Consider the following 14,456-nt stretch of genomic DNA (forward strand, 5'->3'; position numbering starts at 1 on the left):
CGGCCCACCGCCGCACCGCCCCACCGCACCTGCCGCCCGCACGCGGACTCCCGATCCACGATCCCGAGGAACCCGTGACCACCACCCCGGCTCCCGAGGCCACCGTGCCCGCGCCGTCCGCGCCCACCGCCACCACGACCGCCACCGCCGCCGTCCCGACCCCCGCTCCCTCCGCCGTCCCCGCTCCCGCCCGCCCGGGCCCGCCGCCCCGCCCCCGCCCGCTCGCGGTCCTCGCCGCCACCGGCGCCAGCACCGCCGCCCTGCTCCTCCTGGTCGCGCTCGGCACCGTCCTGCACCACCCGCTGCTCATCCCGCCACTCGCCGCGAGCATGGCCCTGGTCGCCGCCTCCCCCGACCTGCCGCTCTCCCAGCCCCGCTCGGTGATCGGCGGCCAGCTCCTCTCCGCCCTCGTCGGCTTCGCCGTCCTCGCGGTCGCGGGCCCCGGCCTGTGGAGCGCCGCCGTCGCCGGCGGACTCGCCCTCGGCGTGATGATGCTCGCCCGCACCCCGCACTCCCCGGCCGCCGCCACCGCCGTGATCGTCGCCCTGGAGGCCCCGCCGTTCCGGACCTTCACCGGCCTCCTCCTCGCCTCCTGCCTCCTGCTCGTCGCGGTCGGCCTGCTCGCCGCCCGTGCCGCCCGCCGCCGCTACCCCGCCTACTGGTTCTGACCGGCCCGCCGTCACCCCCATCGCCCGAGCCCCCCGCCGCACCCCGAGGGCCCGGCCCGTGACCCTCCTTCCGTGACCTCCTCCGAACGGCTGAAAACGGCTCAACCGTCACGCGACCGCTCAACCCTCCCGTCCCGCCCCCCGTCCTCCCGGCCGACCGCAGTACCGGATCACCAGGGACACAGGGGACCCATATGACCGTCACCCGCGCCACCCGCACCGTCGTCGCCGCGACCCTCGCCGCCGGCCTCACCGTCACCGCGCTCGCCGCCCCCGCCCTCGCCGCGGGCCCTGCGGCGCCCCCCGCCCCCGTGAAGAAGGACCACGCGGCCACCCAGGCGGCGCTCGACGCGAACGTCGCCGCCGGCGTCCCCGGCGCCGTCGCCCAGGCCCGGGTGGACGGCCGCTCCTGGACCGGCACCGCCGGCGAGCGCGGCGGCGACGACCGCTACCGCGTCGGCTCCATCACCAAGACCTTCACCGCCACCGTCCTCCTCCAGCTCCAGGCCGAGGGCCGGATCGACCTGGACGACCCGGTCGAGAAGTGGCTGCCCAAGCTGGTCCGGGGCAACGGCCACGACGGACGGAAGATGACCGTCCGGCAGCTCCTCAACCACACCAGCGGCGTCTACAGCTACACGGAGGACCCCGCCTTCCAGGAGAAGACCTTCGGCCCCGGCTTCCTGAAGCACCGCTACGACACCTGGAAGCCGCGCGATCTGGTCGGCGTCGCCATGGAGCACGCCCCCGCCTTCGCCCCCGGCACCTCCTGGAGCTACTCCAACACCAACTTCGTCCTGGCCGGCCTGGTGATCGAGAAGGTCACCGGCCGCCCCTACGGCAAGGCCGTAGAGAACCGGATCATCAAGCCGCTCAAGCTCCGCGCCACCAGCGTCCCCGGCACCGAGGTCAACATCCCCCGGCCCAGCAGCCGGGCCTACTCCACCCTCGTCCCCGACGCGTCCGCCCCCGTCCACGACGTCACCCGGCTCAACCCCTCCCTCGCCCACGCCGCCGGCGAGATGATCTCCGACTCCGCCGACCTCCAGACCTTCTACCGCGCCCTCCTCAAGGGCCGGCTCCTCCCGAAGGCCGAGCTGCGCGAACTGACCACCACCGTGCCGGTCTCCCCCCAGCACCCCGACTTCCGCTACGGCCTCGGCATCTCCTCGCAGAAGCTGAGCTGCGGCACCGAGGTCTGGGGCCACGGCGGCGGCATCCACGGCTCCCTCTCGGAGGCGTACACCACCCGCGACGGCCGGCACACCCTCGCCGCCAACATCAACGCCGACTGGACCGGCGACACCCAGGCCGTCATCGAGGCCGAGTTCTGCGGCACGCTCCCGCCGAAGAAGTAGCCCTCACCGGGGCAGCACGACGACGTACGCGGCGGGCTGCCGCTCCGACGCGGCCATCAGCGCCGTACGGACCACGGTGGCCTGCTGGTCCATGGCCTCCCGCAGCTTGCGGGGGGTCAGGTGGACCACCGTGATCCCCAGCCGCTCCAGGTGCTCCCGCTTGCGGGTGTACTCGGACCACAGGGCGTCCTCGTCCTGCCGGGGCGCCCGGGTGTCCAGCTCCACCGCCACCGCCTGGTCCGGCCAGTAGGCGTCGACCCCGCCCAGGTGCGGACCGCCCGGCAGCCGCAGGTCCACGTTCCACAGCGGGTCCGGCAGCGCGAAGTCCCGCACCATCTCGTACAGCCGCTCCTCCGACAGCGCCCGCCCCTCCACCAGCAGCGAGTCCACCGCGTCCACCACGTGCGGCCGGGTCAGCAGCCGGGCCCGGCTCAACTCGCGCACCAGCACCGCCGGTTCGCAGTGGCCGCCGCGCACCGCCTCGGTGAGCAGCCGGCGCACCGCGTCGGCGTCCTGGATCCCGGAGACGGCGTCGACGACCGCCCGCGCGACCGGCGCCACCGGAAGCCCGGTCAGCTCCACCGGCTCCGGCGACTCCGGCGTCCGCACCACCCGCGCGAAACCGGTCGACCGCAGCCGCCGGGTCCGGCCCACCAGGACGTCGATCCGCTCCAGGTCCGTCAGCGGGGGAGCGGCGGAGAGCCCGTGCAGGGCGAGCGCGGCGAGACCGGTGACCATCGCGCCCGGGCCGTGCAGCGGCGCCTCGCCGTCCCCCCGGGCGTACAGCAGCGCGGCCCGGAGCCGGTCGTCGCCGGTCGGCGCCCCGGAGCTGAGCAGGAAGACGCCCGGCAGCAGCTGCTGCCAGTCGCCGCCCGCCGCGGCCCGCCCGGCGACCTCCGCGGCGGGCACGCCCATGGCGCGCAACTGGCCGGTGGAGGCGAGGCGTTGCGTGAGGCCCGCGGGGGAGGAGAGGGGGCGGGGGCGGGGGGTGATGGGGGTGTTCTGGTTCATGCCGGGGGTCTTCCGCTCCCCGGCCCGGTCCTAACGGCCTGTTACAAGGCAGTGGCCGAACCAGCACAAGACGGGGCTAAAGTACGCACGTTCGACTGCCGAGAAAGGCCGCGCGGACCGGCCCCGCCTCCGCCTCCGGCCGCGGACGCGCGGAGGGGCCCGCACCCGCGGGCCCCTCCGTACCGCCGGTCAGTCCTCCAGCGCGTCGCACTCCTGCGCCCGCAGCGCGCGGGCCAGGTCGTCGCGGGCCTCCAGGACGAGCCGCCGCAGCGCCGGAGCCGCGTCCGCGTGCTCCGCCAGCCAGGCGTCGGTCGCCGCGAGCGTCTCCGGACGGTCCTGGAGCGCCGGGTAGAGGCCCCGCACCACGTCCATGCCGATCTGGATCGACCGCTCGGCCCAGATCCGCTCGATCACCGCGAAGTACTTCTCCGCGTACGGCGCGGTCAGCTCCCGCCGCGAAGGCTGCGCGAACCCCGCGATCACCGCGCCGGCCAGCGCGTTCGACAGCGCGTCCGACTCGACGACCTGCGCCCACGCCTGCGCCTTGACCGCCGCCGAGGGGCGCGAGGCGAGGAGGCGCACCTGGTGGCGCTTGCCGCTGGCGGTGTCGTCCCTGGCCAGCTCCTCGCCGATCCGCGTCTCGTCGGCCCGACCCTCCTCGGCGAGCGTCGAGAGCAGCGCCCAGCGCAGCTCCTGGTCGACGTCGAGGCCGTCGATCCGGGCGGTGCCGGCGAGCAGCCCCTCCAGGAGCTGGAGGTCGGCGTCCGACGAGGCGGCCGCGGCGAAGAAGCGGGCCCAGGTCAGCTGGTGCTCGCTGCCCGGCTCGGCGAGCCGCAGCTCGCGCAGCCCGCCCTCGGCGAGCAGCCGGCCGCCCTCGGCGCGCCACGCCGGGGACGCGTAGTGGGTGAGGGCCGTCCGCGCCCAGGTGTGCACCATCTGGAGGACGCCGATGTCGGTCTCGCGGCCCGCGAAGGCGAGCACGGCGGCGACGAACTCGCGGGCCGGCATCAGCCCGTCCCGGGTCAGGTTCCACAGCGCCGACCAGCACAGGGCGCGCGCCAGCGGGTCGGTGATGTCGCCGAGGTGCTCGCGGAGGGTGTCGAGGGAGCCCTCGTCGAAGCGGACCTTGCAGTAGGTGAGGTCGTCGTCGTTGACGAGGACGAGCGCGGGCCGCTCGCTCCCGGCCAGTTCCCCGACGACGGTCCGGGCCCCGGCGACGTCGGCCTCCACGCGCGCGTACCGGACGAGCGCGCCGTCGGTCAGCCGGTAGAGGCCGACCGCGACCCGGTGCGGGCGCGGCTCGTCGCCCTCCTGGAGGACGGCGAGCTCGGTGATCCGGCCCTCGGCGTCGTAGGTCAGCTCGGGGGCGAGCACGTTGACGCCGGAGGTCTGGAGCCAGGACTTCGACCAGCTCCGCATGTCCCGGCCGGAGGTCTCCTCCAGGACGGTGAGCAGGTCGGCGAGGCGGGTGTTGCCGTAGGCGTGGCGCTTGAAGTAGCGGCGCGCGCCCTCCAGGAAGGCGTCCCGGCCCACGTAGGCGACGAGCTGCTTGAGGACCGAGGCGCCCTTGGCGTACGTGATGCCGTCGAAGTTGAGCTTGGCGTCCTCCAGGTCACGGATGTCGGCCGTGATCGGGTGGGTGGACGGCAGCTGGTCGGCCCGGTAGGCCCACGCCTTGCGGTTGTTGGCGAAGGTGACCCAGCTGTCGGTGAAGCGGGTGGCCTCGGCGAGCGAGAAGGAGCCCATGAAGTCGGCGAAGGACTCCTTCAGCCACAGGTCGTCCCACCAGACCATGGTGACGAGGTCGCCGAACCACATGTGGGCCATCTCGTGCAGGATCGTGTTCGAGCGCCGCTCGTACGCCGCCCGCGTGACCTTGCCCCGGTAGATGTACTCCTCCATGAAGGTGACCATGCCGGGGTTCTCCATGGCGCCGAGGTTGTACTCGGGCACGAAGGCCTGGTCGTACTTGCCGAAGGGGTACGGGTAGTCGAAGTTGTCGTGGAAGAAGTCGAAGCCCTGCTTGGTGACGAGGAAGACGTCGTCCGCGTCGAAGTGCTTCGCGAGCCCCTTGCGGCACATCGCGCCGAGCGGGATCTCCAGGTCGCCGCGCCGGTAGGTGTCGGTGACGTAGTGGTACGGCCCGGCCACCACGCAGGTGATGTACGTGGAGATCGGCGCCGTCTCGGCGAACCGCCACACCCCGTCGGGGTCGCGCTCGCCCGCGCCGTTGCTCCACACGTTCCAGCCGTCGGGCGCGGTGACCTCGAAGCGGTACGGGGCCTTGAGGTCGGGCTGCTCGAAGTTGGCGTAGACCCGGCGGGCGTCGGCCGGCTCGTACTGGGTGTACAGGTACACCTCGCCGTCCTCGGGGTCGACGAAGCGGTGCATGCCCTCGCCGGTGCGGCTGTACGCGCACCGGGCGTCGACGACCAGCACGTTCTCGTCGGCGAGGCCGTCCAGGGCGATCCGGGTGCCGTCGAAGACGACCGCCGGGTCGAGCGCCCGCCCGTTGAGGGTCACGGAGGTCACCGACGGCGCGAGCAGATCCGCGAAGGTCGCGTCGCCCTCGCCGGTGCGGCGGAAGCGGATCGTGGTCACCGAGCGGAAGGTGCGTACCGCCTCCGTGGACTCGCCGACCGCGGAGCGCAGGTCGAGGGCGACCTCGTAGCCGTCGACGGACAGCAGGGCCGCCCGCTCGTGGGCCTCGTCGCGGGACAGGTTCTCACCGGGCACGGTCACTCCTTCGTGGCGTGTTCGAAACAGCACCGATCCTCCCATGCGCACCTTTCACCCGGCGCACGGGAATGCCGACACGGGCGCGTGGTGTTGCGACAGGTCGGCACATCCGTACCGCACGTCCGCATCCGAGGAGTGACATGTCCGAGAGCAGGACCACCGCCGAGTTCTTCTTCGACCCGCTGTGCCCCTGGGCCTGGATGACCTCCCGGTGGATGCTGGAGGTGGAGAAGGTGCGCCCCGTGGACGTGCGCTGGAAGGTGATGAGCCTCGCCGTCCTGAACGAGAACCGGCTGGACGAGCTCCCCGCCGAGTACCGCGAGATGCTGGAGACCAAGGCGTGGGGCCCGGTCCGTGTCGTCATAGCGGCCCAGCAGCTGCACGGCGACGAGGTCGTCGGCAAGCTCTACACGGCGCTCGGCACCCGCTTCCACAACGACGGCGAGGGCCCCACCCGCGAGGCCATCGCGGGCGCCCTGCGGGACGTCGGCCTCCCGGAGGACCTGGCGGAGTACGCCGACAAGGACACCTACGACGCCGAGCTGCGCGCCTCCCACGCGGAGGGCATCGACAAGGTCGGCCAGGACGTCGGCACCCCGGTGATCGCGGTCCCCGGCCCGGACGGTGACGAGGTCGCCTTCTTCGGCCCGGTCGTCACCCCCACCCCGCGCGGCGACGCCGCGGCCCGGCTGTGGGACGGCACCCTTCTCGTCGCCTCCACCCCGGGCTTCTACGAGATCAAGCGCACCCGGACGGCGGCGCCCAGCTTCGAGTAGTCCCCCCGGCGCATGGAAGAACCCCCGCGATTCACGTCATCGCGGGGGTTCTTCTTTCATCCGCCCGCTGGTGAAGGTTGAGAAGACGATCACGAGCAGGACGAGCGGGGGGCCGCCGGCCGGGCGGTCAGAACGAGATCAGCGGCACGCTGGCCTTGGCGGCCTGGTAGCGCTTGTTCACGTCCTGCCAGTTGACGACCTGCCACATGGCGTCGATGAAGTCGACCTTCTGGTTCTTGTACTGCAGGTAGAAGGCGTGCTCCCAGGCGTCGAAGACGAGGACCGGGATGGAGCCCTGGCCGACGTTGCCCTGGTGGTCGTAGACCTGCTCGACGATGAGGCGGCCGCTGATCGGCTCGTAGGCGAGGACGCCCCAGCCGGAGCCCTGGGTGGTCGCCGAGGCCTTGGTCAGCTGGGACTTGAACTTGGCGAAGGAGCCGAAGGACTCGGTGATCGCGTCCGCGAGCTCGCCCACGCCGTCGGCCGCGAGCGGCTCGCCGCCGCCGTCACCGGCCTTCGGGCTGGCCATGTTGTTCCAGTAGATGGAGTGGAGGATGTGGCCGGAGAGGTGGAAGGCCAGGTTCTTCTCCAGGCCGTTGATGGAGCCCCACTGCTCCTTGTCGCGGGCCTCCTCCAGCTGCTCCAGGGTGTCGTTCGCGCCCTTGACGTAAGCGGCGTGGTGCTTGTCGTGGTGCAGCTCGATGATCTGCGGGTTGATCACCGGCTCCAGCGCCGCGTAGTCGTACGGCAGCTCCGGAAGTGTGTAGATCGCCATGTGTGCCGAGCCCTTCGACTGACTGGTTATTGCAACCTATATGCAGGTGCAGGCTAACAGCACGTGCACATCTTGTTGATCAGCCCTTGGACCTAGGCCTGTCGCCCCCCTCGCCGCCCTGCCGCGGGAGCCGGCCCCGGGCACGCGGACGCCCCGCCGGGCGGGGCCCGGCGGGGCGTCGTGACGAGGGGTACGGGGGCGGGGGGTCAGGCCTTCTCGGCCGCCGTCCCGCGCGCCTTCTGGAGGCCGAAGCCGACCGCCGCGAGGATCAGCGTCAGCGTGCCCGTCGCGTACAGCTGCACCCTGGTCCCCTCCTCGCGGGCCATCAGGAAGAAGATGGCCGCCATGCCGGCCAGCGCCACCCACGTCAGCACCGGGAACGCCCACATGCGCACGACCAGCTTCTCCGGCGCCTCGCGCTCGGTGCGGCGGCGCAGCACCAGCTGCGAGGCGGCGATGAAGAACCAGACGACGAGGATGATCGCGCCGATCGTGTTGAGCAGCCAGATGAACGCCTTGTCCGGCGACCAGTAGCTGAGCAGGACGCAGCCGAAGCCGACGACCGACGAGGCCAGCACCGCCGCGCGCGGCACGCCGCCGGAGGTGCGGCCGAGCGCCTGCGGGCCCTGACCGCGGGCGACCAGCGAGCGGGCCATGCGGGAGGCGCCGTAGATGTTGGCGTTCATCGCCGAGAGCAGGGCGACCAGGACGACCACGTTCATGATCTGGCCGGCCGCCGGGATGCCCAGGTGGTCGAGGGTGGCGACGTACGGGCCCTTCTCGACGACCGCCTTGTCGTCCCAGGGGACGAGGGTGACGATGACCGCCATCGAGCCGATGTAGAAGAGCGCGATCCGCCACATCGCCGTACGGACCGCCTTGGCGACGCCCTGCACCGGGTGCTCGGACTCGGCCGCCGCGATGGTGACCGTCTCCAGGCCGCCGTACGCGAAGACGGAGGCGAGGAGGCCGACGATCAGGCCCTCGGAGCCGTGCGGGAAGAAGCCGCCGTCCCCGGTCAGGTTGGCGGTGCCGGGGGCGTCCGAGCCGGGCAGCAGGCCGGTGATGGCGAGCACGCCGATGCCGAGGAAGAGGACGATCGCGCCGACCTTCAGCGCGGCGAACCAGAACTCGAACTCGCCGAAGTTCTTCACCGCCGCCAGGTTGGTGCCGCAGAAGACCAGCATGAAGAGCGCCACCCAGGCCCATTCGGGGGTGCCCGGGAACCAGCCGGTCATGATGTTGGCGGCGCCGATGCCCTCCAGGCCGACGGCCACGCAGAGCAGGAACCAGAAGGCCCAGCCGGCGGTGAAGCCGGCCCAGGGGCCGAAGGCGCGCTCGGCGTGGACGGAGAAGGAGCCGGAGGCCGGGTTCGCCGCCGACATCTCGCCGAGCATCCGCATCACCAGCATGACGAGCACGCCGGAGATCGCGTAGGCGACGACGATCGAGGGGCCGGCGGCGGCGATGCCGGCGCCGGAGCCGACGAAGAGGCCGGCGCCGATGACGCCGCCGAGGGCGATCATCGACAGATGGCGCTGCTTGAGACCGTGGGAGAGGCCCTCGGCGGGCGCGGCGCCGCCGTCCTGGCGGTCGGCCTGCGCGGGCGCGGTGGTCCGAGACATGGGCAACCCTGTTCATAGGCTGAGACGGGGGAGGGAAGCCCACAGTCTGGGTGCCCGCACCGCTCAGAGGGAACGGGTGTCCGCTATACGGTCACCACCTTCACACAAGGTGAAGATTCAATTCCGTTTCGTCGTGGACGTGCGGTCTTCCCCCGACGCCGCCCGTGACGCGCGCGCCTCCCGCAGCCACGCCACCACCAGCACGGCCGCCGTCGCGCCCGCCGACCACAGCACCTGCGGCCGCGCCCCGTCGTCGGTCAGCATCAGCACCAGCACCGCGCCCATCGCCGCCAGCGCCGTCCACGTCAGCCAGGGGAACCCCCACATCCGCAGCGTCAGCGTCTCCGGGGCCTCCCGCTCGATCCGCGGCCGCAGCCGCAGCTGCGACACCGCGATCAGCGCCCACACGAAGAGCAGCACCGCGCCGACCGCGTTGAGCATGTAGAGGAAGACGGAGTCCGGCCACTTCAGATTGAGCAGCACCGAGACGAACCCGAAGGCCACCGACGCGAGCACCGCCCGCCGCGGCACCCCTCCGCCCGACACCTTCAGCAGCCCCCGCGGCGCCTCGCCCCGCTCCGCCAGCGAGAAGACCATCCGGGAGGATCCGTACAGATTCGCGTTGAGCGCCGACAGCAGCGCCACGAAGACCACCACGTTCATGATCTGGCCCGCGCCCGGCACCCCGATCGCGTCGAGCACCGCCACGTACGGCGACTCGCCCGGCACCATCGACGTCCACGGCAGGAGGGTCACGATCACCAGCATCGAGCCCACGTAGAAGAGCAGGATCCGCCACACGGCGCTGCGCACCGCCCGTGCCACGTTCCGCGCCGGGTCCTCCGACTCGGCCGCCGCGATGGTGACGACCTCCAGACCGCCGAACGCGAAGACCACCGCGAGCACCCCGGAGACCACCCCGGACCAGCCGTTGGGCAGGAAGCCGCCCTGTCCGGTCAGGTTCGCGAGGCCCACCGGATCGGTGTCCGGCAGCCAGCCGACGATCGCCAGCGTGCCGAGGACCAGGAAGAGGACGATCGCGCCGACCTTCAGCGCGGCGAACCAGAACTCGAACTCGCCGAAGTTCTTCACCGCCGCCAGGTTGGCGAGGGTGAAGACCACCATGAAGAGCAGCACCCAGCCCCACTGCGGGACCCCCGGCACCCAGCCGTGCGCGATCCGCGCCGCGCCCGTCGCCTCCACCGCGAGGACGACGACCAGCAGGAACCAGTACAGCCAGCCCACCGAGAAACCGGCCCAGCGGCCCAGCGCCCGCTCCGCGTGCACCGAGAAGGCGCCGGAAGCCGGCATGGCCGCCGACATCTCGCCGAGCATCCGCATCACCAGCATCGCGAGCGCGCCCGCGATCAGGTACGAGAGCACGATGCCGGGCCCGGCGACCGCGATGCCCGCGCCCGAGCCGACGAAGAGGCCGGCGCCGATGACCCCGCCGAGCCCGAGCATCGTCAGGTGACGCTGCTTCAGGCCGTGGGGCAGGGGCTCGGGTTCGGCCAGGGAGGTGGGCGGTGCGTCGTCGCGCATGGTGGGGGACTCGCGCTCTGGAAGGAGGGGCACGTACAGGGACACTTTATGGAGACCCCACAGTCTCTCCGCTGAGCGACCCCGGACGCAAAAGGGGCGACACGTACCGACTCCCCAGTGACCAGCGTCACGTGGCGCCCGGCGCCCGGACTCTCCTTTGTCGGAATCCCATGAAGCCCCGCCCGTCGGCTTTGTCGGCGGCTGACGGTGATCGAGCGTTCACTCCTGGCATACCGTCAACCTGTCCCGACCCCTCACCCTCGCGGAGTACCGATGAGTAGCACCGCCGCCGCCCCCGTCCGCACCCTCCGTACGGGCACCGTCCTGGCCGACCTCCTGCCGTCGAGCCGCGTCCGCGACGTCGCGCTCGTCGTCGGCGGCGCCGCCCTCACCGGCCTGGCCGCGCAGATCTCCCTCCCGGTCCCCGGCTCCCCGGTCCCGGTCTCCGGCCAGACCTTCGCCGCCCTGCTCGTCGGCACCGCCCTCGGCGCCCGCCGCGGCTTCCTCTCCCTCGCCCTCTACGCCGTCGTGGGCATGGCGGGCGTCCCGTGGTTCGCCCAGGGCTCCTCGGGCTACGCGATGCCGTCCTTCGGCTACATCCTGGGCATGCTGCTCGCCGCCACCGTCGTCGGCGCCCTCGCCCGCCGCGGCGCCGACCGCTCGGTCCTGCGCACCGCCGGCACCATGGTCCTCGGCTCCGCGATCATCTACGCGGTCGGCGTGCCCTACCTGGCCCTCGCCACCGGCATGAGTCTCGGTCAGGCCGTCGCCGCCGGCCTGACCCCCTTCCTCATCGGCGACGCCCTCAAGGCCGCGCTCGCCATGGGCGCCCTCCCGGCCGCCTGGAAGCTCGCCGGCCGCAAGGGCTGACCGTCCGCCGCACACGCCGGAGCCCGGCCCGCCCGAGAGGGGCGGGCCGGGCTCCGGCGTGTGCGGCGTGCGGGCGATGCCCTGTGGGGGCTAGGCCGAGACGGTCGGCTTCCGCCGCTTCAGGCGTTCCTTCACCAGGCCGACCGCGACCACGAGCGCCGCGACCAGGGTGGAGAGGAGCACGATCTCCCGGTTGGCGTCGTCGAAGAACATGTAGCCGATCACGAACATGATCAGGCCGGCGGTGGCCCAGGTCAGGTACGGGAACAGCCACATCTTGACGGTCAGCTTCTCCGGCGACTCGCGGAGCAGGATCCCGCGCATCCGCAGCTGGGTGAAGCAGATCACCAGCCACACGAAGAGCGCGATCGCGCCCGAGGAGTTCAGCAGGAAGTTGAAGACGGTGTCCTTGAACGCGTAGTTGAAGTAGACGGCGACGAAGCCGAAGACCACCGAGCTCAGGATCGCGACGGCCGGCACGCCCTTGGCGTTGACCTTGGCGAAGGACTTCGGGGCGTCCCCGCGCTCACCGAGCGAGAAGGCCATCCGGGAGGCGGTGTACAGACCCGAGTTCAGGCAGGACAGCACGGCGGTCAGGACGATGACCTCCATGATCGTGCCCGCGTTCGCGATGCCGATCGAGTCCAGGGCGGCGACGTACGAGCCCTTCTCGGTGATCGACTTGTCGTTCCACGGCAGCAGGGTCAGCACCACGAAGATGGAACCCAGGTAGAAGACGCCGATCCGCCAGATCACGGAGTTGGTCGCCTTGGTCACCGCGCGGCGCGGGTCCTCGGACTCGCCGGCCGCCAGCGTGACGATCTCGCTGCCCATGAAGGAGAAGACGACCATCAGCACACCGGTCAGCACCGCGCCGTAGCCGTTGGGGAAGAAGCCCCCGGTGTCGGTCAGGTGCGCGAAGCCCACCCCCGGGTTGTCGGAGCCCGGCAGCACGCCGAAGACGGCCAGCAGGCCGATCACGACGAAGGCGCCGATCGCCACGACCTTGATGCCCGCGAACCAGAACTCGAACTCGCCGTAGGAGGCGACCGAACCCAGGTTGGTGGCCGTGAGCAGCGCCGTCACGATCAGCGCCCACGCCCACTGGGGTACGGCCGGGATCCAGTTCTCCAGGATCACCGCGCCGGCGGTGGCCTCCACGGCCAGCACCACGACCCAGAAGAACCAGTACAGCCAGCCGATGGAGAAACCGGCCCAGCGGCCGAGCGCCTGGTCGGCGTAGGTGGAGAAGGAGCCGGAGTTCGGACGGGCCGCGGCCATCTCGCCGAGCATCCGCATCACGAAGACGACCATCGCGCCGACGAGGGCGTACGAGATCAGGATCGCGGGGCCCGCCTTGGCGATGCCGCCGCCGGAGCCGACGAAGAGGCCGGCGCCGATGACGCCGCCGATCGCGATCATCGACAGGTGGCGGTTCTTGAGTCCGGCCTTGAGGCCGTCGGAGGGCGGGGTCTGACCGGGGTCACCGGTGCCGCTGCCTTCCTTGACGAGGGTCGGCTGCGTGTTCATGAACGCTTCCTTCGAATCCGGGGGTGGCTCGGGTCACGAGCCTGAGATATGAAACCTGGCGACGGGCCGGTACGGAAGAGCTAATTCCGGATCGTGATTCGAGCCACGTACAGGACAAAAGGTCCGGACCAGCCAGGGGCGGAGGTCCATGACCCGCCGGGACCAAGGTCCCGACCCCGCTGACCCCTGCCCCGTCCCGGCCGTGCCACACTCGAGGCCATGCGCGTCTACCTCGGTTCCGACCACGCCGGCTACGAACTCAAGAACCACCTCGTGGAGTGGCTCACCGCCCACGGCCACGAGCCCGTCGACTGCGGCCCCCACATCTACGACGCCCTCGACGACTACCCGCCGTTCTGCCTCCGCGCCGCCGAGCGGACGGCCGCCGACGCCGGCAGCCTCGGCATCGTCATCGGCGGCTCCGGCAACGGCGAGCAGATCGCCGCCAACAAGGTCAAGGGCGTCCGTGCCGCCCTCGCCTGGAGCGAGCAGACCGCCGCCCTCGGCCGCGAGCACAACAACGCCAACGTCGTCGCCGTCGGCGCCCGCATGCACAGCGAGGAGGAGGCGACCAAGTTCGTCGAGATCTTCCTCGCCACCCCGTACTCCGGTGACGAGCGCCACACCCGCCGCATCGAGATGCTGAGCGCGTACGAGACCACCGGCGAGCTCCCCGCGATCCCGGCCCACCACCCGCAGGAGCCCACCGCCTGATGCCCGAGGGGCACACCATCCACCGGCTGGCCGCCGACCACCGCGAGCGGTTCGGCGGCCGGCCCGTGCGCGTCTCCAGCCCCCAGGGCAAGTTCTCCGACTCCGCCGCCCTCCTCGACGGCGCCACCCTGGAGACCACCGAGGCGCACGGCAAGCACCTCTTCCTCGGCTTCCCCCGCGACGAGTGGATCCACATCCACCTCGGCCTCTTCGGCAAGGTCGCCTTCGGCGACGCCCCCGCGCCCCCGCCGACCGACACGGTCCGCCTGCGCCTCGCCACCCCCGAGGCGTACGTCGACCTCCGCGGCCCCACCACCTGCGCGCTGATCACCGACGCGGAGAAGCGGGCGGTGCACGACCGCCTCGGCCCCGACCCCCTCCGCCCGGACGGCGACCCCGACCGCGCCCGGGCCCGGATCGCGAAGTCCCGCACCACGATCGCCGCCCTGCTGATGGACCAGAAGGTCATCGCCGGCGTCGGCAACGTCTACCGGGCCGAGGTCCTCTTCCGCCACGGCATCGACCCGTACCGCGCCGGCAAGGACCTCACGGCGGGGGAGTGGACCGCGATCTGGGACGACCTGAAGGCCCTCATGCGCGAAGGCGTCCGCCTCAACCGCATCGACACGGTCCGGCCCGAGCACACCCCCGAGGCGATGAACCGCCCGCCCCGCGTCGACGACCACGGCGGCGAGGTCTACGTCTACCGCCGCGCACACCTGCCCTGCCACCTCTGCGGCACCGAGATCCGCACCGCCGGCCTGGCCGCCAGGAACCTCTTCTGGTGCCCCACCTGCCAGCGGCGCTGACCCGGGCGGCCGGCCACTGCCCCACCGGCCGGCGGCACC

Annotated in this window: 12 protein-coding genes; 6 read left to right on the forward strand and 6 right to left on the reverse strand. The window is 72.1% G+C overall.

Features of this window, described 5'->3' with window-relative positions:
- Positions 1 to 74 precede the first annotated feature (74 nt).
- A complete protein-coding gene (locus tag ACF1BN_RS05405; RefSeq protein ID WP_392330246.1) occupies positions 75 to 668 on the forward strand; it encodes an HPP family protein in 594 nt (197 codons plus the stop codon).
- Positions 669 to 862: 194 nt separating this feature from the next.
- Complete coding sequence (locus ACF1BN_RS05410) at positions 863 to 2,026, forward strand: serine hydrolase domain-containing protein (RefSeq protein ID WP_392330247.1); 1,164 nt, start codon at positions 863 to 865, stop codon at positions 2,024 to 2,026.
- 3 nt (positions 2,027 to 2,029) lie between these two features.
- Here ACF1BN_RS05410 and ACF1BN_RS05415 read toward each other — a convergent pair whose 3' ends face one another.
- Together ACF1BN_RS05415 and pepN are read right to left on the reverse strand one after the other, a co-directional pair.
- Entirely contained in the window at positions 2,030 to 3,037 is a 1,008-nt protein-coding gene (locus ACF1BN_RS05415; RefSeq protein ID WP_392330248.1) for a hypothetical protein, read from the reverse strand.
- Between the two features lie 189 nt (positions 3,038 to 3,226).
- Positions 3,227 to 5,773: an aminopeptidase N gene (pepN, locus tag ACF1BN_RS05420; RefSeq protein ID WP_392330249.1), complete on the reverse strand. Its 2,547-nt coding sequence runs from the start codon at positions 5,771 to 5,773 to the stop codon at positions 3,227 to 3,229.
- Between the two features lie 143 nt (positions 5,774 to 5,916).
- On the opposite strand from pepN, the gene ACF1BN_RS05425 reads away from it, so the two are divergent.
- The gene (locus tag ACF1BN_RS05425) at positions 5,917 to 6,552 is read left to right on the forward strand and encodes a DsbA family protein (protein WP_392330250.1); all 636 of its coding nucleotides are present in this window, start codon (positions 5,917 to 5,919) and stop codon (positions 6,550 to 6,552) included.
- 127 nt (positions 6,553 to 6,679) lie between these two features.
- Here the strand turns inward: ACF1BN_RS05425 and ACF1BN_RS05430 are convergent, their stop codons facing one another.
- The 3 genes from ACF1BN_RS05430 to ACF1BN_RS05440 all read right to left on the reverse strand — a co-directional run bounded on the left by ACF1BN_RS05430 (position 6,680) and on the right by ACF1BN_RS05440 (position 10,494).
- On the reverse strand, positions 6,680 to 7,327 hold the full coding sequence (locus ACF1BN_RS05430; protein ID WP_376604135.1) for a superoxide dismutase: 648 nt from the start codon (positions 7,325 to 7,327) through the stop codon (positions 6,680 to 6,682).
- 206 nt (positions 7,328 to 7,533) lie between these two features.
- A complete protein-coding gene (locus ACF1BN_RS05435; protein ID WP_392330251.1) occupies positions 7,534 to 8,952 on the reverse strand; it encodes an amino acid permease in 1,419 nt (472 codons plus the stop codon).
- 117 nt (positions 8,953 to 9,069) lie between these two features.
- Positions 9,070 to 10,494 carry an amino acid permease gene (locus tag ACF1BN_RS05440; protein WP_392330490.1) on the reverse strand — a complete coding sequence of 475 codons (1,425 nt, stop codon included), beginning with the start codon at positions 10,492 to 10,494 and terminating at the stop codon, positions 9,070 to 9,072.
- 273 nt (positions 10,495 to 10,767) lie between these two features.
- Here ACF1BN_RS05440 and ACF1BN_RS05445 point away from each other — a divergent pair, with 273 nt between their 5' ends.
- Positions 10,768 to 11,364, forward strand: coding sequence for a biotin transporter BioY (locus tag ACF1BN_RS05445; RefSeq protein WP_392330252.1), 597 nt, complete (start codon positions 10,768 to 10,770; stop codon positions 11,362 to 11,364).
- 90 nt (positions 11,365 to 11,454) lie between these two features.
- Here ACF1BN_RS05445 and ACF1BN_RS05450 read toward each other — a convergent pair whose 3' ends face one another.
- Complete coding sequence (locus ACF1BN_RS05450) at positions 11,455 to 12,894, reverse strand: amino acid permease (RefSeq protein WP_392330253.1); 1,440 nt, start codon at positions 12,892 to 12,894, stop codon at positions 11,455 to 11,457.
- Between the two features lie 219 nt (positions 12,895 to 13,113).
- Here ACF1BN_RS05450 and ACF1BN_RS05455 point away from each other — a divergent pair, with 219 nt between their 5' ends.
- On the forward strand, positions 13,114 to 13,608 hold the full coding sequence (locus tag ACF1BN_RS05455) for a ribose-5-phosphate isomerase (RefSeq protein WP_392330254.1): 495 nt from the start codon (positions 13,114 to 13,116) through the stop codon (positions 13,606 to 13,608).
- Positions 13,608 to 14,417 (forward strand): Fpg/Nei family DNA glycosylase, encoded by an 810-nt coding sequence (locus ACF1BN_RS05460; RefSeq protein ID WP_392330255.1) that lies wholly within the window; start codon positions 13,608 to 13,610, stop codon positions 14,415 to 14,417. The genes ACF1BN_RS05455 and ACF1BN_RS05460 overlap by 1 nt, the downstream gene beginning before the upstream one ends.
- Positions 14,418 to 14,456: the final 39 nt, after the last annotated feature.

This window comes from Streptomyces sp. NPDC014861 (assembly GCF_043081625.1).
In the GTDB taxonomy this organism is placed as follows: domain Bacteria; phylum Actinomycetota; class Actinomycetes; order Streptomycetales; family Streptomycetaceae; genus Streptomyces.